This window comes from Kineococcus terrestris, assembly GCF_041020755.1.
GTDB lineage: Bacteria > Actinomycetota > Actinomycetes > Actinomycetales > Kineococcaceae > Kineococcus > Kineococcus terrestris.
Window position 1 is genome coordinate 48,822 of sequence record NZ_JBEUEI010000001.1, and the last position, 18,267, is coordinate 67,088.

At 77.9% G+C, this 18,267-nt stretch carries 22 protein-coding genes; 15 read left to right on the forward strand and 7 right to left on the reverse strand.

Features of this window, described 5'->3' with window-relative positions:
- Window positions 1-103: 103 nt before the first annotated feature.
- Together AB8M62_RS00230 and AB8M62_RS00235 are read left to right on the forward strand one after the other, a co-directional pair.
- Entirely contained in the window at window positions 104-1,720 is a 1,617-nt protein-coding gene (locus AB8M62_RS00230) for a sensor histidine kinase (protein ID WP_369068254.1), read from the forward strand.
- Window positions 1,717-2,397, forward strand: coding sequence for a response regulator (locus AB8M62_RS00235; RefSeq protein ID WP_369055181.1), 681 nt, complete (start codon window positions 1,717-1,719; stop codon window positions 2,395-2,397). The genes AB8M62_RS00230 and AB8M62_RS00235 overlap by 4 nt, the downstream gene beginning before the upstream one ends.
- 45 nt (window positions 2,398-2,442) lie before the next feature.
- Here AB8M62_RS00235 and AB8M62_RS00240 read toward each other — a convergent pair whose 3' ends face one another.
- Window positions 2,443-3,882, reverse strand: a complete 1,440-nt coding sequence (locus AB8M62_RS00240; protein ID WP_369068255.1) for an FAD-dependent oxidoreductase — start codon at window positions 3,880-3,882, stop codon at window positions 2,443-2,445.
- Between the two features lie 132 nt (window positions 3,883-4,014).
- A complete protein-coding gene (locus AB8M62_RS00245) occupies window positions 4,015-4,845 on the reverse strand; it encodes a phytanoyl-CoA dioxygenase family protein (protein ID WP_369068402.1) in 831 nt (276 codons plus the stop codon).
- Window positions 4,846-5,018: 173 nt separating this feature from the next.
- Between AB8M62_RS00245 and AB8M62_RS00250 the strand changes: the two genes are divergently transcribed.
- Window positions 5,019-6,053, forward strand: a complete 1,035-nt coding sequence (locus AB8M62_RS00250; RefSeq protein WP_369068256.1) for a LacI family DNA-binding transcriptional regulator — start codon at window positions 5,019-5,021, stop codon at window positions 6,051-6,053.
- 79 nt (window positions 6,054-6,132) lie between these two features.
- Here the strand turns inward: AB8M62_RS00250 and AB8M62_RS00255 are convergent, their stop codons facing one another.
- Window positions 6,133-6,456 (reverse strand): putative immunity protein, encoded by a 324-nt coding sequence (locus AB8M62_RS00255; protein ID WP_369055177.1) that lies wholly within the window; start codon window positions 6,454-6,456, stop codon window positions 6,133-6,135.
- Between the two features lie 31 nt (window positions 6,457-6,487).
- A complete protein-coding gene (locus AB8M62_RS00260) occupies window positions 6,488-7,351 on the reverse strand; it encodes a response regulator transcription factor (RefSeq protein WP_369068257.1) in 864 nt (287 codons plus the stop codon).
- A 194-nt stretch (window positions 7,352-7,545) separates the two neighbouring features.
- Between AB8M62_RS00260 and AB8M62_RS00265 the strand changes: the two genes are divergently transcribed.
- The 3 genes from AB8M62_RS00265 (at window position 7,546) to AB8M62_RS00275 (ending at window position 8,225) form a co-directional block, all read left to right on the forward strand.
- Complete coding sequence (locus AB8M62_RS00265; protein ID WP_369055174.1) at window positions 7,546-7,710, forward strand: hypothetical protein; 165 nt, start codon at window positions 7,546-7,548, stop codon at window positions 7,708-7,710.
- A gap of 54 nt (window positions 7,711-7,764) precedes the next feature.
- The gene (locus AB8M62_RS00270) at window positions 7,765-7,959 is read left to right on the forward strand and encodes a hypothetical protein (RefSeq protein WP_369055172.1); all 195 of its coding nucleotides are present in this window, start codon (window positions 7,765-7,767) and stop codon (window positions 7,957-7,959) included.
- A gap of 65 nt (window positions 7,960-8,024) precedes the next feature.
- On the forward strand, window positions 8,025-8,225 hold the full coding sequence (locus tag AB8M62_RS00275) for a hypothetical protein (protein ID WP_369068258.1): 201 nt from the start codon (window positions 8,025-8,027) through the stop codon (window positions 8,223-8,225).
- A gap of 38 nt (window positions 8,226-8,263) precedes the next feature.
- On the opposite strand, the gene AB8M62_RS00280 is transcribed toward AB8M62_RS00275, so the two are convergent.
- Window positions 8,264-8,938 carry a MarR family winged helix-turn-helix transcriptional regulator gene (locus AB8M62_RS00280; RefSeq protein WP_369068259.1) on the reverse strand — a complete coding sequence of 225 codons (675 nt, stop codon included), beginning with the start codon at window positions 8,936-8,938 and terminating at the stop codon, window positions 8,264-8,266.
- Between the two features lie 151 nt (window positions 8,939-9,089).
- On the opposite strand from AB8M62_RS00280, the gene AB8M62_RS00285 reads away from it, so the two are divergent.
- A complete protein-coding gene (locus AB8M62_RS00285; protein ID WP_369068260.1) occupies window positions 9,090-9,635 on the forward strand; it encodes a carboxymuconolactone decarboxylase family protein in 546 nt (181 codons plus the stop codon).
- Window positions 9,636-9,707: 72 nt separating this feature from the next.
- The gene (locus AB8M62_RS00290) at window positions 9,708-10,304 is read left to right on the forward strand and encodes a thioredoxin domain-containing protein (RefSeq protein ID WP_369068261.1); all 597 of its coding nucleotides are present in this window, start codon (window positions 9,708-9,710) and stop codon (window positions 10,302-10,304) included.
- A 49-nt stretch (window positions 10,305-10,353) separates the two neighbouring features.
- On the opposite strand, the gene AB8M62_RS00295 is transcribed toward AB8M62_RS00290, so the two are convergent.
- Entirely contained in the window at window positions 10,354-11,301 is a 948-nt protein-coding gene (locus AB8M62_RS00295; RefSeq protein WP_369068262.1) for a GlxA family transcriptional regulator, read from the reverse strand.
- Window positions 11,302-11,394: 93 nt separating this feature from the next.
- On the opposite strand from AB8M62_RS00295, the gene AB8M62_RS00300 reads away from it, so the two are divergent.
- From AB8M62_RS00300 to AB8M62_RS00310, 3 genes are all read left to right on the forward strand, one after another.
- Window positions 11,395-12,048, forward strand: a complete 654-nt coding sequence (locus AB8M62_RS00300; RefSeq protein WP_369055167.1) for a DJ-1/PfpI family protein — start codon at window positions 11,395-11,397, stop codon at window positions 12,046-12,048.
- 21 nt (window positions 12,049-12,069) lie between these two features.
- The gene (locus AB8M62_RS00305) at window positions 12,070-12,426 is read left to right on the forward strand and encodes a hypothetical protein (protein WP_369068263.1); all 357 of its coding nucleotides are present in this window, start codon (window positions 12,070-12,072) and stop codon (window positions 12,424-12,426) included.
- Window positions 12,427-12,547: 121 nt separating this feature from the next.
- The gene (locus tag AB8M62_RS00310) at window positions 12,548-13,594 is read left to right on the forward strand and encodes an acyltransferase family protein (RefSeq protein WP_369068264.1); all 1,047 of its coding nucleotides are present in this window, start codon (window positions 12,548-12,550) and stop codon (window positions 13,592-13,594) included.
- A gap of 15 nt (window positions 13,595-13,609) precedes the next feature.
- Here the strand turns inward: AB8M62_RS00310 and AB8M62_RS00315 are convergent, their stop codons facing one another.
- Complete coding sequence (locus AB8M62_RS00315) at window positions 13,610-14,479, reverse strand: LysR family transcriptional regulator (RefSeq protein ID WP_369068265.1); 870 nt, start codon at window positions 14,477-14,479, stop codon at window positions 13,610-13,612.
- Window positions 14,480-14,547: 68 nt separating this feature from the next.
- Here AB8M62_RS00315 and AB8M62_RS00320 point away from each other — a divergent pair, with 68 nt between their 5' ends.
- The 4 genes from AB8M62_RS00320 to AB8M62_RS00335 all read left to right on the forward strand — a co-directional run bounded on the left by AB8M62_RS00320 (window position 14,548) and on the right by AB8M62_RS00335 (window position 18,242).
- Complete coding sequence (locus tag AB8M62_RS00320; protein ID WP_369068266.1) at window positions 14,548-15,495, forward strand: EamA family transporter; 948 nt, start codon at window positions 14,548-14,550, stop codon at window positions 15,493-15,495.
- A gap of 161 nt (window positions 15,496-15,656) precedes the next feature.
- Entirely contained in the window at window positions 15,657-16,568 is a 912-nt protein-coding gene (locus AB8M62_RS00325; RefSeq protein WP_369068267.1) for an ATP-binding cassette domain-containing protein, read from the forward strand.
- Complete coding sequence (locus AB8M62_RS00330; protein WP_369068268.1) at window positions 16,565-17,428, forward strand: ABC transporter permease subunit; 864 nt, start codon at window positions 16,565-16,567, stop codon at window positions 17,426-17,428. Before AB8M62_RS00325 ends, AB8M62_RS00330 begins: the two co-directional genes overlap by 4 nt.
- On the forward strand, window positions 17,415-18,242 hold the full coding sequence (locus tag AB8M62_RS00335; RefSeq protein WP_369068269.1) for a hypothetical protein: 828 nt from the start codon (window positions 17,415-17,417) through the stop codon (window positions 18,240-18,242). The genes AB8M62_RS00330 and AB8M62_RS00335 overlap by 14 nt, the downstream gene beginning before the upstream one ends.
- Window positions 18,243-18,267: the final 25 nt, after the last annotated feature.

The following is an 18,267-nucleotide window of genomic DNA, read 5'->3' on the forward strand; positions in this document are numbered from 1 at the left end:
GCCGCCTCGTCCGCGGCGGACACGGTCGTGCTGCGCGACGTCGGGACCGGCCTCCTCCTCGAGGAGGAGGCGCGGGGCGACCGGGGCTGGCTACCGTCGCCGGATGGGGTCTCGGGGCGGGCACGCCCTGGTCGTGGGCGTCTCGGTGGCGGGGGCCGCCGCGGGGGTCGCGCTCGACCCGGCGGCCTCCGCCCCGTGGGACGTGGTCTTCGGGGCCTGCCTGCTCGCCGGCCTCCTCACGCTGCTGCGACTGGCGCTGCGGGCGGGGGCGCGGGCGCTGGACGAGCGCGGGCGGGCGCGCCGGCTGGCGGGGACCTCCGCGGAGGAGGTGGCCCGGCGGGCGGTCGTCGTGGAGCGCGGGCGGCTCGCGGCGGACATCGAGGCCGTGGTCCGCTCGGCCGTCCTGCGGATGACCGCCTCGGCCGAGGTGGCGCAGCGGGACTGGGACCGCGACCCCCGCCCGGCGCTGCGGGAGGTCCAGGCCGAGGGCGAGCGGGCGGCGCTGGAGCTGCGGCGCCTGCTCGGGCTCCTGCGGGAGTCCGAGCAGGCGGACCCCGCCGCGGTGGCGGGCCCGGCGCCCGCGACGGCGCTCCCGCGCGGGGACGTGCCGCTGGCCGCGGCGCTGGTGGCGCTGGCGCTGGCCGAGCGGACCCTCTACGGCGTGCAGGTCGCCGGAGGCGCGGCGGGGGCCGTGCTGACCGCGCTGGCGGCGGGGACGGTCCTGGCGCGGCGGGCGCGGCCGTCGCTGGGGGCGGCCGCGTGCGGAGGGGTGTTCACCGCCGGGCACCTCACCGGCTCGCCCGTCTCCCCCGGCCTGTGGGTCCTGGCGGTCGTGGGGGTCCTGGCCTGGGCCTGCGCGGCGCGGCAGGAGCGCCTCCCCGAGGGCCTGGCGGGAGTGGTCCTCCTGCTGGCCGGGACGGGCGCCTCCCTCGCCGCGGACGACCCGTCGAACGCACCGGTCGTCGTCGTCGCCCTCGTGGGCAGCGCCGCCGGCGGCCTCGCGGTCCGCGGCGCGACGCGCAGCGGTCAGCGGGCGCGCCGGCGCGCCGGCGAGCGCGCGGACCAGCTGGCGCGGGCGACGGAGGAGGCGGTGCGCGCGCAGCGCCTCAGCGTCGCGCGCGACCTGCACGACCTCGTCTCCAGCGCGGTGGGGGTCGTCGTGGTCCACTCTGGCGCGGCCGAGGCGCTGCGGGAGCAGGACCCGGCGGCGGCCCGCGCCTCCCTGGACGTCGTGCGGCGCACGACGGCGGAGACCCTCGGGGAGCTGGACGAGCTCACGGCGGTCATCGACCGCGGAGCGCTGGGGTCCCCGGCACCACCGGGCGCCGTGGAGCACGGCCCGGGCGACGTGACGGCCCTCGTCGAGCGCGTGCGCGGCGCGGGGCTGGACGTCTCCCTGACCGTGCAGCCGCTGGGGCCCGGGGTGGGGGCGGCGCTGACGACCGTCGTCTACCGGGTCGTCCAGGAGTCCCTGACGAACGTCGCGCGCCACGCCCCCGGCTCGTCGGTCGCCGTGGAGGTCACCACCCGGCCGGGCGAGGTCCTGGTGGACGTCGTGGACGACGGGCCGGGGCGGGGTGCGGGCGCGCGCCGCGGCTACGGCCTCGTCGGGCTCGCCGAACGCGTCGAGCGCGTCGGCGGCCGGCTGGAGACGGGCCCCGGTCCCGGCGGACGGGGTTTCCGCGTGCGGGCCCGGCTGCCTGCGGAGGTCGGGGCGTGAGCGCCCCCGCGGGCAGCGGCGGCGCGCTGCGGGTGCTGGTGGTCGACGACCACGAGGTGCTGCGCGCCGGTCTCGTGGCGCTCCTCGGCGCCGCCGACGGGGTGCGCGTCGTCGGGCAGGCCGCCGACGGGCCGTCGTCGGTGCGCGCCGCGCGGGAGCTGCGCCCCGACGTGGTCCTGCTGGACGTGCAGATGCCCGGCGGGGACGGCCTGAGCGCCATCGACCGGATCCTCGCGGACGGCCCGGCGACCCGCGTGCTGGTGCTGACGACCTTCGACCTGGACGAGTACGTGTTCCGGGCGCTGCGGGCGGGCGCGTCCGGGTTCCTCCTGAAGACGGCGCCGCCGTCGGAGCTCGTGCGCGCCGTCCGGGCGTGCTCCTCGGGCGAGCTGCAGCTCGCACCCAGCGTGGTGCAGCGGCTGGCGGAGAGCTACGTCGCCCACCCGCCCGCCGGGCAGCGTCCGCGGGCACCGGGGCTGGACGCGCTGACGCCCCGGGAGCTGGACGTCCTCCTGGTGCTCGCGCGGGGCGCCTCGAACGCGGAGATCGGCCGTGAGCTGCACCTGGCGGAGACGACCGTGAAGTCGCACGTCACCGGCATCCTCACCAAGCTCGGGCTCCGCGACCGCGTCCAGGCCGTCGTCCTGGCCCACGACAACGGGCTCGTCGGCCGCTGACCCGCGCGGGGACCGTCGGCCGCGACCGCGCTCACCGGAGAGGGGTCACCCCGCCCCGCGCGCCGGGAGCGCCGTGGGCCCGAGCAGGACCGCGGGTTCCAGCGGCGGGACGGGTCGGGGGCGGGGTCGGCGCCGCGCCCGCACGGAGCGCCACACGACGCCCGGCGACAGCAGCGTCGCGGGGTGCTCGACCATCTGCGTGACGTCGTCGAAGGCGCGCGCCACCACGGGGTCGACGACGGTGGCGTCGACGACGAGGCCGAGCAGTCCGGCGGCCAGGCGTTCCGGGCCGCGCGGCGGGACGCCGGTGCGGGCGCGGTCGCCGCCGGTGGACACCGTCCACGCCGCGTCCACCACCACCCGCTGCAGCGCGAAGAAGCGGCGGGCCGGGTCGTCGAGGTCGGCGCCGGAGCGCAGGAACGCCGACAGGCAGGACGCGTGCAGGGCCGCCGAGGACATCCCCTGCCCGTACACCGGGTTGAACGAGGACACCGCGTCCCCCACGGCCAGCAGCCGCGCGGGCAGGCGCGCGGCCGCGGTCCAGTCCCGGCGGCGGCTGTCACCCTGGTGGTGGGTGACGACGTCGCCGAGCAGCTCGTTCGCCGCGACCCGCCCGAACGGCGCGGGCAGGTCGCGGCGGCAGAGCCGGACGAACTCCTCGGCGGTGCCGCCCGGGCGGGTGCCGTAACCGGCCAGCAGGACGATCCACCGGTCCCCCTCGACCGGGGTGAACGCGCCACCGCCCAGGACGCTGCCGGTGCCGGGGCTCACGAGCGCCGCCGCCACCCGCACCCCGTGCTCGTCGTGCTGACCGGGCGGCCGCCGGAACAGCGCGGTCGCGTAGTCGATGCCGGTGGCCTGCCGCGTCAGCGGCGGCACGTCCCAGCCGGCCGCGGCGAGCTGGTCGGGGACGCGGCTGGCGCGCCCGCTGGCGTCGACGACGAGGTCGCCCGGCTCGCGGAACCCCACCCCGCCGGACTCCCCGCGCACCGCCCGCACCGCGCCGCCGGAGACGTCCAGCCCGGTGGCGCGCCCGGTGCGGAACTCGACGTTCGGCAGGTCCCGGACGAGTTCGCGCACCTGGTGCTCCACGAAGGGCCGGGTCGCGCAGAGCACCTGCGAGACACCGGGCTTGCCCACGCCGTCGGTGTAGAGCGCCTGCTGCGCGGGCAGGACGCGCTGGGCGCCGGCCGCGACGGCGCGGTCGGCGAAACCGGGGAACCACCGCTCCAGCTGCTGCGCGCCGCCGCGCAGCAGGGCGTGCACCTGCCGGCCCTGCGGGACGCCGCGCCGCGCCACCGGACCGGTGTCCAGCGGGTCGCGCTCGACCACGACCACGCGCTCGGCGTGCTCGGCCAGCACCCGGGCGGCGAGCAGACCGGCCACGCTGCCGCCCAGCACGACGGCCCGCCCCAGGCGGACGGGGTTCCCGGGAGGCGGGGCGGGAGAGGAGATCGCGGCGAACGTGCGCGCGGCCGACGTCATGGGGCTCCCCCTCCGTGGCGGTGCGGGAGGTCCCGGCCCCGGGAGGACCGGCTCCCCCGCTGTGCACGGGAGTGTAGTGACGCGGCGCCGCGCTGTGACGTGGTCCGGTGGACGGGCCCAGCGCCGCGGCGCTCAGGCCTCGCCCATCACCAGGCCCTCGATGGTGTGCTTCTGCACGATCGGCGTCAGCTCGTCGACGACCGGGCACCCGAGGTGGTCGCGCACTCGCTGGGGCAGCTGCGCGTGGAACTCACGGGTCACGGCCATGTCGTGGTGCTCGGCGTTGCCGGCGCCGGGGGCGTCGACGCCCAGGACGAGGACCGGCCGCGACCGCTGGGAGAGGTTCCGCGTCCCGCGGTGGACCGTCAGCGCGGAGCGCGCGGAGATGTCGCCCATCCGCGGGTACTTGCGCACCGCGCGCTCCTGGTAGCGCGGGTACAGGGACTTCGGCGGGAACATCCCGTGGTCGAACTCCTCCGACCAGTCCCACTGGGTCCCCGGCGCCACCTCGAAGGGGCCCATGTCCTCCTCGGTGTCGACCGCGGTGAGGTTGAAGGCCAGGGACGTCAGCCGCCCGCCCGCGCGGGTCTCCTCCGGCATGGGGAAGTCCCGGTGCCACGGCTGGTCGACCGCCCCGGCGAACGGGACGTCGAAACCGAGCTCGACGACCTGGTAGTCCGGTCCCAGGACCGCCTCGCAGACGGTGCGGACCCACGGGTGGTCGACGAGCTCGACGAACCCGCGCAGCTGCTCGGGGTGGATCTCGACGTAGCAGCGGTTCGGGCCGCGGCCGACCGTCCCGCCCTCGCGGCCGCGGGCCTCCTCGAACGCCGCCTCGAGGTCCTCGCGCACCTGCGTCACCCACTCGCGGGAGAACGCCCCCCTGCGGGCGACGATCCCGTCGGTGTAGAGGCCGCGGACGACCTCGGCGGTCTCCTCGTCCGCCCCGGGGGGGACGGGCAGCTCGTCGGTGGTGCGCGTCACGGTCAGCGTCACGGTGTCCTCCTCGACGTCGTGGTCCGGGCGCGGACCACCTTGCCACGTGGCATTGCCACGTGGCAACAGGGACGCGGCCGACCTCGCACCGGGCACCGGAGCTGGCACGATGGGCCGCCGGGCAGCGGGGAGGAGGTCGGGTGGGGCCGAGCATGAAGGACGTCGCGGCGCTCGCCGGCGTCTCCCCGCGCACCGTCTCCAACGTCGTCAGCGGCGCGGTGCCCGTGGCCCCCGCGACCCGCGCGCGCGTCGAGGAGGCCCTGCGCGCGCTGCGCTACCGGCCCAACGCCGCCGCCCGCAGCCTGCGCCGCGGCCGCTCGGGCCTCGTCGCGCTCGTCGTGCCGGAGGTCGACTCCCCCTACTTCGGGGAGATCGCCGCCCTGCTCAGCGCCGCCGCCGAGGAGCGGGGGTGGACCCTGCTCATCGAGCAGACCTCCGGCGACCGCGAGCGCGAGCGGCACCTGCTCGACGGCGTGCGCGCGCAGCTCGTGGACGGGGTCGTCTTCAGCCCGTGGTCGCTCCGGGGCGAGGACCTGGCGCACCGGCGCGACACCGCCCCCCTCGTCCTCCTCGGCGAGCGGGTGGGCGACGGCGTCGCCGACCACGTGGTGGTCGACAACGTCGCCGCCGCCGCCGGAGCGACGGCGCACCTGCTCGCGCTGGGCCGGCGCCGCGTCGCCGCGGTCGGCGCGCGCTCCCGGGTCGGCGAGGACACCGCGCGGCTGCGCCTGGACGGCTACCGCAGCGCCCTCGCCGCGGCCGGCGTGGACCACGACCCCCGCCTGGAACTGCCCGTCGACGCCCTGCACCGGGCCGACGGCGCCGCGGCCGCGCGCCGACTGCTCGCCGGCGGGCCGCCCGTGGACGCGCTCTTCTGCTTCACCGACCAGCTGGCGCTGGGAGCCCTGCGCGTCCTCCACGAGCACGGCCTGCGCGTGCCGGAGGACGTGGCCGTCGTCGGCTTCGACGACGTCGAGGACGGCCGCTACGCCACCCCGTCGCTGACCACGGTCGCGCCGGACAAGCGGGCGCTCGTGCGGGAAGCCGTGCGCTGCCTCGCCGAGCGCATCGACGTGCGGGACGGCGAGGACCCCGGCCCGCGCAGCGTCGTCGTCGGGCACCGGCTCGTGGTCCGCGAGACGACGGCCGGCCGCGCCGGCGCCCCACCCGCCTGAGGACCCCCGGGAGCCGCAGGCGCTGCCGGGCGCGGGGAGTCCCCGACGCCTCGCGGTGGTGGACCACCGCCGGGTCCCGTCAGCCGCCGAAGACGGACCAGCAGATCGCGTCGCGCCGGGCCTGGTCCTCGAGCACCAGGGCCCGGACCCGTTCCGGGAGCCGGTCGCGCTGCCAGTCGCGTTCCAGCAGCCCGGCAGCGGGACCGTCCGCGGCCGCCGCCCGCGCCGCCCCGACGGCCTCGCGCGGCCGGGTGTCGCAGGGGTGCTCGTCCTCGAACAGGTGCAGGACGTGCTCGGCGCAGTCGGCGGCCCACAGGGCCAGGAGCCGGTGGTCCTCGTCGGTCAGCGTCCCGCCGCGGCGGACCGTCACCAGCCGCGGGTCGCGGACCGCCGGGAGGATCACGCCACCAGCGTGCCAGGGACGAGGCGGCGGCTCACCGGTCGTCGACGCCGGGCCCCCACCGCTCACCGTCGTCCCCCGCCCGGCCGAGGACCACGCCGAGGCGGTGGGCCGCCTGGAGCAGCGAGGTGGTGCCGAGCTTGGCGTTGACGTGCTCGAGGTGCTTGTCGACGGTGCGCGGGGAGACGCCCAGCTCGCGCGCCGCGGCGCGTCGCCCGGCCCCGCTCAGGACGGCCGCGACCACCTGCCGCTCCCGGGCCGTCAGCGCGGCGGCGGCCGGGGCGTCCTGGCGGGCGGGGCCGGGGTGCTCGCCGGGACGTGGACCGCTGCCGGTCCGCAGCGCGCGCTCGAGCTCCCGGCGCAGCCGGCGGGTGCGGGCGAGGGTCGTCTGGGCGGCGGCCACCGCCCGCCGCACCCGCTCGACGTGCTCGCGCTCGCCGGCGGAGAAGGCCCGCCCGTCGCGTCCGACCCCGAACCCGGTCACGGCGCGGCCGGGACGCACCTCGACGGGGAAGCACAGCTGCTCGGTGATGCCCACCGCCTGCCGCACCACCTGGTACGGGTGCGAGCGGCGCCACCGCGGGGACAGCTCCTCCGGTCCCAGGACCGCCGGGGCACCGCCGCCCAGCTGCCAGCGCGCCACGGGGTGGGCGCTCGCCCACTCCGCGGGTGCCAGCACCAGCAGCCGCTGCTCGGCGTGGTGGTCTGGCCAGACCCGCACCCGGCAGGTGACCGCGTCGTCCAGGGCCATCACCTGGAAGGACACCTGCTCGGCGATCCCCGAGCCGAGGAGGCACGCGGCGACGACGTCCACGGGCAGGTCCGCGGCGTCCGCGGCGACGGCCTCCAGCAGGGCTGCCCGCAGGTCGTCCAGAGCCCGGACCCGGCGCTGCTGCATCGCTCACCCCGCACGACCGGCCGGCCCGCTGCACGGGCCGGCTGCACTGCCTCACCCCCTGCGCAGGCTAGTCGCGCGTGTACGTGGTTTCACGCATGGAACGGGACCGGCTCCGCGCGCACCCTGTGTCCCACGGCACGGCGGCGGGCGCGGGCCGCGCCGGACGGCCGGGGTCCCGGGAGGAGGAGCGAGCGATGAGGAAGGACATCCGCTGCCGGCTGGGGGTGCACCGGTGGCGCGACGTGTGGGACGAGCGCGGCCGGCACGTGTGCCTGCTGTGCGTCCGCTGCGGCAGGGACACGCAGGAGACCGAGGACGTCCAGCGCCTGTCCGGGACGTTCCCCGGGCTGCGCCTGTGACACCTCCCCGCCGACGGGGACGGGGACCGCACCAGGACCGTGGAGGTGGACGGCGTGAGGAACGTGCTGTGCCGGCTGGGACGCCACCGGTGGACCGAGGAGCGCACCGAGGACGGCGAGACCTGCCTCGTGTGCTCGCGCTGCCACCGGGACGGGCCGGGAGCGTGGGACGTGAGCTCGGTGAGGGGTTCCGGGGAGGCGTTCCGGTGGGGCCAGGGCGGCCCGACCGGTTTCGGCACGGGGATGTGACCGGGGTCCGGCCTCGCTGACGAGGGCGTCGCAGGAGTTCCGGACCGGTCCGGGAGGAGGAGCACGTGAGACCGCTGCGGTGCCTGGTGGGCCTGCACGCGTGGTCCACCGGGCGCACGGAGGACGGTCAGGTCTTCCGCACGTGCACCAGGTGCCGCGCGGACGAGGGGGACCTGCCCGACGACGTCCGCGTCCCGCTGTCGCAGCGGGACGCGAGGAGCCAGTTCTTCGACCGGGGCGGCGGCGGCTTCGGCTCCACCTCCTGACCGCCGCCGCGCGCCCCCGTCCGCTCAGCCCTGTCCGCTCAGGTCGGCGAGGAGCCCCGCGCCCGGCCGGTGAAGCGCTCCCACGCGGCCTCCTGCTGCGGCGGCGGCGCGTCCTCGTGCTCGGGGCAGGCCAGGCGCAGGTGCCGGTCGCCGAACGGCGCGTCGACGTAGGCGCAGTGGTGCGGCAGCGGGCCGTCGGGGTGGGCGAGCGGGCGGAAGTGGCGGCAGGTGACGCAGGTGCGCTGAGGGGCGATGTCGCCCTGCACCTGCAGGGTCCGGACGACCTTGACCAGCGAGCGCAGGAAGTCCTCCTGCTCGCGGTCGTCGAGGACGCCGACGGCGCGGTCGAGGGGGTCGGACCACCGGGCCGCGCGTTCGAGCAGGTCGGCCCCGGCGGGGCTCAGCCGCAACCGCACCGAGCGCTTGTCCGCCCCGGCCTCGCGCACCACCAGCCCCTTGGCGATCATCGCGTTCACCCGCACGCTCATCGTGGGCGCCGACACCCCGAGCTGGGCCGCGAGCTCGGCCAGCCGCACGCCCCCACCGCTCTCGCGCAGGGCCGTCAGGGCCTGCGCCTGCGTGGGGGTGACGCCCTCGGGTTCCGCGCCGCGCCAGGCCTGGGTGCGCAGGACCAGGGCGATCCTCGACAGGCCGCTGGTGATGCGCCGGGCGACCGGTTCGCTCAGCGCCTCGAAGATGGCCGGCTCGTTCACTTCGGAACCCTAACACTCTTGACACGTCGTCGACCGAGACAGATAGTACTCCTAACGGTTACCGGTCGACCGGTTCCCGGAACCCCCACGTACGCACCGCGCGGAACCCCGCGCCCAGCACCGCGTGGACCCCGACGGAAGGAGCGACCCCGTGTCGCGCGTAGCCTCGATCTCCCCCCAGGACGCCACCGGCGAGACCAGGGAACTGCTCGACGACATCACCGCCACCTTCGGCGTCACCCCGGCGATGTTCCGCGCGGTGGCCAACTCCCCCGCGGCCCTGAAGACGATGTGGGGCGCGTTCGGCGCGCTGGGCTCCGGCCGGTTCCCGGCCGAGCTGGGCGAGAAGATCGCCGTCCTGGTCGCCGACCGCAACGGCTGCGAGTACTGCCTGGCCGCGCACACCGCCCTGGGCCGGAAGGCCGGCGCGACCAGGGACGAGATGAGCCGGGCGCAGGCCGGGCACTCCGACGACCCGCGCACGGCCGCCGCCCTCGCCTTCGCCCACGCGCTCGTCGAGCAGCGCGGTCAGGTGGACGAGGAGGACCTGACCGCCCTGCGCGAGAACGGCTTCGACGACGAGGAGATCGTCGAGCTCATCGCCCACGTCGCGCTGAACCTGTTCACCAACTACGTCAACGTCGCCCTCGCGGTGCCGCTGGACTTCCCGGGGGTCCGCCTGCTGACCACCCGCTGAACCGCTCCCGGGGCGCGGTCCGCGGCGCGCCGCGGGCCGCGCCCGGCGGCACCCCACGACGACGGAGGAACGATGGAGCACGCACCCGCACGAGAACCCGGACCGCCACCGGCCCCGCTCTGGAGCACGACGCACTGGCTGAACACCGACCACCCCCTCGACGTGCCGGACCTCGCCGGGCGGGTGGTCGTGGCGGCCGCCTTCCAGGTGCTCTGCCCGGCCTGCGTGGAGCGGACGGTCCCCCAGCTGAAGCTCGCCCGCGCCGTCTTCCCCGAGGAGGACGTCGCCGTCGTCGGGCTGCACACGGTCTTCGAGCACCACCGCGCGATGGGCGCGCAGACCCTGGCGGCCTTCGTCCACGAGTACGGCATCACCTTCCCCGTGGGCGTCGACGCGCCCGGCGACGACGGGGACCCCCTGCCGGTGACGATGCGGCGCTACGGGATGCGGGGAACCCCCACGCTCCTGCTCCTCGACCGCGCCGGGCGGTTGCGGCGCCACGTGTTCGGCCACCTGCCGGACCTGCGGCTGGGGGCGGAGGTCGCGGCGCTGGTCGCCGGGAGCGGTCCGGGCGCACCGGACCCCGCCGTGCCGGAACCCGTCAGCGCGACCGCCCCCGTCGCGGGCGGGGGCGGGCCGCGGTGCACCGCCGACGCCTGCGCGCTGTGACCCCGACCGCCGCCCGGCGCGGTCCCCGCCCCGGTCGACGGCGCCCCGCTCACGGGCCGGGGACGGTGACCGTCCGCATGGCCGCGCGGTAGCGGGTGGGGCTGGTCCCGACGACGGCGGCGAACCGCGCCCGCAGGTTGGCCGCGGTGCCCAGACCGGCGGCGCGGGCGACCCGCTCGACGGGCCAGCCGGTCGTCTCCAGCAGCCGCTGGGCGCGGCGCACCCGGGCGCGGGTGAGCCACCCGCTGGGCGTCGTGCCGAGCTCCGCGGCGAAGCGGCGGTTCAGCGTCCGGGTGCTGACGGCCGCGGCCCGGGCGACGTCGGCCACGGTGATCGCCTCGTGGGCGTGGTCCTCGACCCACTGCAGGGCGGCCGCCAGCCCCGTCGCGCCCAGCGCGTCGTCGACGATGAACTGCGCCTGGCCGGCCTCGCGGGTCAGCGGGACCACCGTGGTGCGCGCGGTGCCGGCCGCCACGGCACCCCCGTGGTCGCGGGCGACGAGGTGCAGGCACAGGTCGATCCCGGCGGCCGCCCCGGCGGAGGTCGCCACCTGCCCGTTGTCGACGAACAGGGCCGCCGGGTCCACCTCGACGCGGGGGTGGCGCGAGGCCAGCTCCGCCGCGGCCCGCCAGTGGGTCGTGGCGCGCAGGCCGTCCAGCAGGCCGGCCGCGGCCAGGTCGAACGCGCCCACGCACACGGACGCCAGCCGGGCACCCCGCCCGGCCGCGGCGCGCAGCGCCTCCAGCGCCCGGGGGTCCACCGGTGCGGCCGGGTCGGCCCGTCCCGGGACCACGACGGTGTCCGCCGCGACCAGGCGGTCCAGGCCGTGCGGGACGGTGAGGCCGACCGGCCCGGAGGCGACCTCGCGGGCGGGCCCGCACACCACGACCTCGTAGGCCGGTGCGCCCGCGACACGCGTGTGCCCGAACACCTCGACCGGGGTCGCCAGGTCGAACGCGATGACCCCGTCGAGGGCCAGGACCGCCACCCGGTGCACAGCGGGAGGGTACCCGCGCTGTGGCGGGATCGTTGCGGTCGACGGCTCGTCCGCCACTCGTCGGCGGCGGGCCGGGCTCCTAGCGTCGTCCGCGTGACGGTCCAGATCGTGCTGTTCGACGGGTTCGACCCGCTCGACGTCATCGCCCCCTTCGAGGTCCTCAGCGCCGGCTCGGACGCGCTCGGCGGGGCCTTCGACGTCCGCCTCGTCGGGATCGACGGTCCCGGCCCGGTCCGCAGCGGCACGCGGGGACTCCAGCTGCGGGCGACGGCCGCGCTGGCGCCGGAGGAACCCGGGGTCGTGCTGGTGCCCGGCGCCTCCGGCCCCGTCGCCGGAGACCCCGACGAGGTCGACACCGTCCCCGTCCTGCTGGCCCGGCTGGGCGGCACCGCGCTGCCCGACCTCCTGCGCCGCAGCTTCGCGGCGCCCGGCACGCTGGTCGCCACCGTGTGCGGGGGTTCGCTGGCGCTGGCGATGGCCGGGCTGCTGGAGGGACGGACCGCGGTGACCCACCACCTGGGCAACGCGGTGCTGGAGGCCACCGGTGTCCACGTGGTCGAGGCGCGCGTCGTCGACGACGGGGACCTCGTCAGCTCCGGCGGGGTCACCTCCGGGCTGGACCTCGCGCTGCACCTGCTCGACAGGCTGCACGGCCCCCGCGTCGCGCACGCCGTCGAACGCCTCTTCGAGCACGAGCGCCGCGGCACCGTCTGGCGGGCCGTCGGCGCCGACCCCCGACCCGTCTGACCGGAACTCCAGGAGGAGACGATGACCACCACCGTGCCGGGCAGCTGGGACCTGCTCGTGCGCACACCCGTCGGCAGGATCGAGGCGCGGGTGACGATCACCGGCACCGCCGGCGCCCTGACCGGCGAGGCCGCGGGGCGCTGGGAGACGGTCCCGCTGCGGGACGTCCGCGCCGAACCGGACGCGACCGGGAGCTCGCGCGTGCGGTGGCGCCAGTCGATCACCCGGCCGCTGCGCCTGGACCTGGAGTTCGACGTCGTCGTGACCGGTGACGTCCTCGAGGGGACCTCCCGGCCCGGGCCCCTGCCCCCCACCCGCTTCACCGGGCGGCCCCCGGCCGGGGACGGCGGTGACCCCCCCTACGCCCGTCCGGGGTAGGTCCGCCGGGGCGAGCGCCCGCACGCGCCCCACCCCGCCCTCGGCCATCCTCGACCCCGTGACGGCACCGCCACCCCCCCCCTCCGCGCGGCGCGGCGGCCCCCCGCCGCGCCTGCGCACGATGGACGCGCTGCGCCTGGTGGCCGCCCTGGCCGTCCTGCTGTTCCACTTCACCGCCCGCGACCACAGCCGCTGGGGCGAGGCGACGCACACCGCCTTCCCGCACCTGTCGGTGCTCACCGCCTACGGCTACGCGGGGGTGCACCTGTTCTTCGTCGTCAGCGGTTTCGTGGTGGCCCTGTCCGCCCGCGGGCGGAGCGTCGGGCACTTCCTGGCCTCGCGGATCAGCCGCCTGTACCCCGCCTACTGGGCGGCGGTGCTGCTGACCGCCGCGCTGCGCTGGGCCGTGCCGGGCCTGGGCGAGCGCGAACCGTGGCACGTGCTGGTGAACCTCACCATGTTCCAGGACCTCGTCGGGGTCCCCCGGGTCGACGGCGTGTACTGGACGCTGTGGGTGGAGTGGCAGTTCTACCTGCTGCTGGTCGTGGGGATCGTGGTCGGCCTGACCCGGCGCCGGGTGCTGGCCGCGGCGTTGTGGGTGCCGCTGGTGTGCACGGCCCTCGTCCTGCTGGTGCCGGCGTCGGCGGGCGTGGTGACCCTCCTCGGCTACGCGCCCCTGTTCGCCGCCGGCGTCGTGCTGCACGTCGTCCACCGCGACGGCCCCAGCGCCCGGCGCTGGCTGCTGCTGGCGCTGACGACCGCGCAGGCGGTCCTCCTGGCCTGGGTCCACCAGGCCCCGGCGATCGACCGCATCGCCACCGGGCACCACGTCTCGCGCCCCGTGCTGGCCGTGGTCGTCCTCGGGTGCGTCCTGGCGGTGGCGGCGACCGCGCTGGTGCCCGCGGTCCGCGACGTGGACCTGCGCGTCCTGACGTGGCTGGGCACGCTGACGTACCCGCTGTACCTGACCCACGAGTACGTCGGGTGGGCCCTCATCGGCGCCCTGCACCCGCTCACCGGGCGCTGGGCGACCCTCGCCCTGGCCACCGGCGTCTGCCTCGTCCTGGCCTGGGCGCTGCACCGGCTGGTCGAGCGGCCGTTCCAGCGCCCCTTCCGGGCCTGGCTCGAGCAGCGCCTGACCACCGGCGGGGCGCCCACCCCGTCGTGACCGGGGACGTGGGCCTCACCCGTCCGCGGCGTACAGCTCGGCGGCCATCCGCACCAGCGCGGCGGCCCACGACGGTTCGGCGTCGCGCCACCACACCAGCCGGACCGGCACCGGGTCGGCGTCGGCGACCGGGCGGTAGACCACGCCCGGGCGCCGGTGCTGCCAGGTCGTCGCCGCGGTGCTGGTGCCGATCGCCTGCCCCGCGGCGATCAGGGTCAGCCACTCGTCCACGCCGTGGGTGTCGCGGGTCGCGGCGGGCACCGTGCCCGGCGGCCACAGGTCCTCGGTGGTGGTGCCGGTGCGCGGGTCGGTGGCGACGACGGCGCCGTGGAAGTCGTGCAGGCGCACCCGGCGCCGGCGGGCCAGCGGGTGGTCGCGGGGCAGGGCGGCGAAGCGCGCCTCGGTGCCGATGACGGCGGTGGCGAACCGGTGCTCGTCGAGGCGGCGGCGCGTGACGGCGACGTCGGCCAGGCCCTCCAGCAGGCCCGCGGTGCTGGTGCCGGCCTGGGTGAACACCAGCGCGGAGGCCGGGTACCGCTCCCGCCAGGACCGCTGCAGGACGGTGGTGTGCCGGCCCAGCGCCGCCCACGCGTACCCGACCCGCACCTCCGCGGGCACGTCGCCGTCCTCCGCGGCCAGCCGGGTGATCGCCTCCACCTCCTGCAGCACGCGGCGCGCGTGGGCGGCCACGCGCGCACCGGCCGCGGTGGCCACCGCCCCGCGCGGGGTGCGCTGCAGCACCCGCGCGCCGAGCTCGCGCTCCAGCGCGGCCACCAGCCGCGAGACCGAGGCCTGCGTGGTGCCCAGCGCGACCGCCGCGTCGGTGAACGTGCCCTCCTCCAGGACGCTGACCAGCGCCCGCAGGTGACGCACCTCCACCGCCATGCGCTCAGCGTATGGGGACGTCCCCGCACGCATTTCGCGGCGGCGGCGCGCGCGGCCAGCCTCGGAGCATGGACGTCCCCGTCGCGCCCTCGTCGCAGTCCACGTCCCAGCCCTCGCCGCCCGCGTCGCCGTCCTCGCCCGCGTCCTCGCCCCCCGCCGGAGAGCGCGGCCCCTGGCGCGGTGTCGCGATCGCCCTCGCGGGGGCGACCGGCAACCAGGTGGGCGCCGGGGTCGGCGCCCAGGCCTTCAGCGCGATCGGCCCGGCCGGGGTGGTCGCCGTGCGCCAGCTCGTCGCCGCCGCCGTGCTGCTGCCCGTGGCGCGCCCGCCGCTGCGGCGGATGACGTGGTCGCAGTGGTGGCCGGTGCTCCTGCTGGCGCTGGTGTTCGCCGCCATGAACCTCGCCCTCTACACCGCCGTCGCGCGCGTCGGCCTGGCGCTGGCCGTCACGCTGGAGTTCCTGGGGCCCCTGGCCGTGGCGCTGGCGGCCTCCCGCACCCGGGCGCACCTGCTCACCGCGGCCGTCGCCGCCGCCGGGGTGTACGTGCTGGTGCTGCCCGGCCCCAGCAGCGACCTGGTCGGCATCGCGATCGGCCTGGTCGCCGGTGCCTGCTGGGCGGCGTACATCGTCCTCAACCGCACGGCCGGGGCGCGCCTGCCGGGGTTGCAGGCCCCCGCCGTGGCCAGCGGCCTGTGCGCGCTGGGGTACCTGCCGGTCCTCGTGGTCCTCACCGCGGGCGGGCACTGGGACGGGCCCACGCTGGCCCGCGCGCTGGCCGCCGGGCTGCTGTCCTCCGTCCTGCCGTACGCCGCCGACCTCACCGCGCTGCGCACCGTGCCGCCGCGCCTGTTCGGCGTGCTGTCCAGCACCCAGCCGGCGCTGGCGGCGGTGGTCGGCCTCCTCCTGCTCGGCGAGGACCTGGCGCTGCACGAGGGGGTGGGCATCGCCGTCGTCAGCCTCGCCAACGTCGCCGCCCTCACCGCCGGCCGGGCGGGACGGCGCGCACCGGAGCGCTGAGCGGCGCGCCCGCGTCGTCCCCGCGGGTGGCCGGCCTCCTCCTGCGGGAGGAGGCCGGCCGCCCGCCGATGTCGTCCCGAGGCAGGTGCCCGCGCCGCGCGCGCGTCGCCAGCATCGGGGACGTCGGGCGCGGCGGGCGCCGCCCGGGACGAGGAGGACGTGTGATCACGGCAGAGGCGCTGACGAAGCGCTACGGGGCGACGACGGCCGTGGACGGGCTGTCGTTCACCGCGCCGCCCGGGACGGTGACGGGTTTCCTGGGCCCGAACGGCGCGGGGAAGTCCACGACGATGCGGATGGTCCTCGGGCTGGAGCGCCCGACGTCCGGGAGCGTCACGGTCGACGGGCGGCGCTACGCCGACCTGCCGGCGCCGCTGCGCACCGTCGGGGCGCTGCTCGACGCCCGCTCCGTCCACCCCGGCCGCACGGCGTCCTGCCACCTCCTGGCGCTGGCCCGCACCCACGGGATCCCGCGCTCGCGCGTGGACGAGGTCCTGGGGCTGACGGGGCTGGAGACGGTCGCCGGGAAGCGGGCCGGGACCTTCTCCCTCGGCACGGGGCAGCGGCTCGGGATCGCCGCCGCGCTGCTGGGCGACCCGGGGACGCTCGTGCTCGACGAACCCGTCAACGGCCTCGACCCGGACGGCGTGCTGTGGGTGCGGCAGCTCGTGCGGGACCTGGCCGCGGAGGGCCGGACGGTGTTCCTGTCCTCGCACCTGATGCACGAGCTGGCGCTGTGCGCGGACCGGGTCGTGGTCGTCGGCCGCGGACGGCTGCTGGCCGACGCGACGGTGGCGGAACTCCTGGAGCGCTCGCGGGGCGCGGGCCTCGTGCGCGTGCGCACCACCGACCCCGCCGTCCTTGCCGAGGCCCTGGCGCGCGCGGGCGCCGAGGTCGCCGCCCAGCCGGACGGTTCCCTGCACGTGCGCGGCGCGTCCGCCGAGGAGGTCGGCGCGGCCGCGGGCCGGGTCGGGTCGACCGTCCTGGAACTGGCCGCCGAGGCCGGGTCGCTGGAGGCCGCCTACCTGGAGCTGACCAGCGGTTCCGCCGAGCACCGGGCGGGTGCCCGGTGAGCGCGACCGCGGAACTGCCCGCGCGCCCCGCGGCGCGTTCCGGCCCGTCCTTCGCGCGGGTCGTCCGCGCCGAGTGGACGAAGCTGCTCGGCCTGCGCTCCACGCACGTCGTCGCCGCCGTCACGGTCGCGGTGACCGGGCTGCTCACCCACCTGTCCGCCAGCGCCTCCTCGGGCGACCCGGGTTTCGTCGCGACGCGGAACCTCGGGGACGCGCTGCCGCTGGCGTTCCTCGGGCCGCTCGTCCTCGGGGTGCTCGTGGGCACCGGGGAGTTCAGCACGGGGACCTTCCGCTCCACGTTCGCCGCCGTGCCGCGCCGGGTCCCCGTCCTGCTCGCGCAGGCCGTCGTCACGGCCGCGGTGGTGCTCGTGGTCGGGGTGCTGAGCGTCGGCGCGGCGGTGCTGGGGATCCTGCCCGCGGCCGCGTCGCGGGGCACGACCCCCGACCTGGGCAACGCCGGGGTCCCGCAGCTCCTGCTCGGGACGGTGGGTTTCCTCGTGGGTGCCGGGCTGCTCGGCCTGGCGGCCGGGGCGCTGCTGCGCCGCGCGGTGCCGGCGCTGGTCGCCGCGGTCGTCGTGCTGCTGGTCGCGCCCGTGGTGCTCGCGTTCGCGGCCGAGGCGGGCACCGACCCGCTGGCCGAGTACGACCCCGAGCACCCGCCGCCCGCGACGGTGCTGGTGAACACCGTGGAGACGTTCACCCCCGTCGGCGCCGGGTCGGCGCTGACGAACCCCGGCGGCGGCGGGCTGGACGGTGCCCCCGACCTCGGGGCGGGCGGTTCCGCGCTGGTCCTGGCGGGCTGGGTGGTGGTCCCGCTGACCGCCGCGGCGATCCGGTTGCGCCGCCGTGACCTCGGCTGAGGCGCTGCGGCGCGACCGGACGCAGCGGCGGGCGGTGACCGCGCCGCGCGTGCTCGCCGCGGAGTGGACGAAGGCCGCGGGCGTCACCTCGACGGCCTGGACGGTCGCCGGCACGGTCGGCGCCGCGGGTTCGCTGGCGTTCGTCCTGGGGTCGTTCGCCGGCCCCGGGAGCGCCGTGTCGGGCACCTCGCTCGCGACCTCCGGGTACCCGCTGGCCCAGCTCGGCGCGCTCGTCCTCGGGGTGCTGATCGGCAGCGCGGACTCCGCCACCGGCACGTGCCTGACGACGTACGCGGCCGTGCCGCGGCGCCTGCCGGTGCTGGGGGCGCAGGTCGTCGTGACCGGCGCCCTCGCGGCCCTCACCGGGCTGGCCGCGTTCGCGGTCTCGGTCGCGGCGACCGCGGGGACCGCGGGGACCGGGCGCGCGGCGGGAGCGCCGTGGGCGCTGTCCGACCCGCAGGACCTGCGCGCCGCCGCCGGGTACGTGCTGTTCCTCACCGGGGCGGCGGTGTGCGGGGTCCTGCTCGGGGCGCTGCTGCGCCGGCCGCTGGCCGCGCTGACGACCGCGGTGGCCCTGTTCGTGCTCGCCGACCAGGTGCTGGCCGCGAACCCCGGCCGCGTCACCGGCACCGTCCGCGCGCTGCTGCCGGGCGGCGGGACGCGGCTGTTCGCCGACGACGCGCAGCTCGCCGCCCTCGCCGCGGGCGGCGGGCCCGACCTCGGCGCGCGGGGCGGCGGGCTCGTCCTAGGAGCCTGGTGCCTCGCGCTGCTCCTGCTCGCCGGGCACCGGCTGGTGCGCCGTGACGTCGCCTGAGCGGCCGGCGGCCGGGACCGCCGCC

What these genes read in the sequence shown, in the direction of transcription:
- AB8M62_RS00290 (WP_369068261.1), top strand. Translation starts at nt 9,708, where the DNA reads ATGGAGCACGCACCCGCACGAGAACCCGGACCGCCACCGGCCCCGCTC.
- AB8M62_RS00230 (WP_369068254.1), top strand. Translation starts at nt 104, where the DNA reads ATGGGGTCTCGGGGCGGGCACGCCCTGGTCGTGGGCGTCTCGGTGGCG.
- AB8M62_RS00305 (WP_369068263.1), top strand. Translation starts at nt 12,070, where the DNA reads ATGACCACCACCGTGCCGGGCAGCTGGGACCTGCTCGTGCGCACACCC.
- AB8M62_RS00310 (WP_369068264.1), top strand. Translation starts at nt 12,548, where the DNA reads ATGGACGCGCTGCGCCTGGTGGCCGCCCTGGCCGTCCTGCTGTTCCAC.
- AB8M62_RS00260 (WP_369068257.1), bottom strand. Translation starts at nt 7,351, where the DNA reads ATGCAGCAGCGCCGGGTCCGGGCTCTGGACGACCTGCGGGCAGCCCTG.
- AB8M62_RS00315 (WP_369068265.1), bottom strand. Translation starts at nt 14,479, where the DNA reads ATGGCGGTGGAGGTGCGTCACCTGCGGGCGCTGGTCAGCGTCCTGGAG.
- AB8M62_RS00265 (WP_369055174.1), top strand. Translation starts at nt 7,546, where the DNA reads ATGAGGAAGGACATCCGCTGCCGGCTGGGGGTGCACCGGTGGCGCGAC.
- AB8M62_RS00320 (WP_369068266.1), top strand. Translation starts at nt 14,548, where the DNA reads ATGGACGTCCCCGTCGCGCCCTCGTCGCAGTCCACGTCCCAGCCCTCG.
- AB8M62_RS00240 (WP_369068255.1), bottom strand. Translation starts at nt 3,882, where the DNA reads ATGACGTCGGCCGCGCGCACGTTCGCCGCGATCTCCTCTCCCGCCCCG.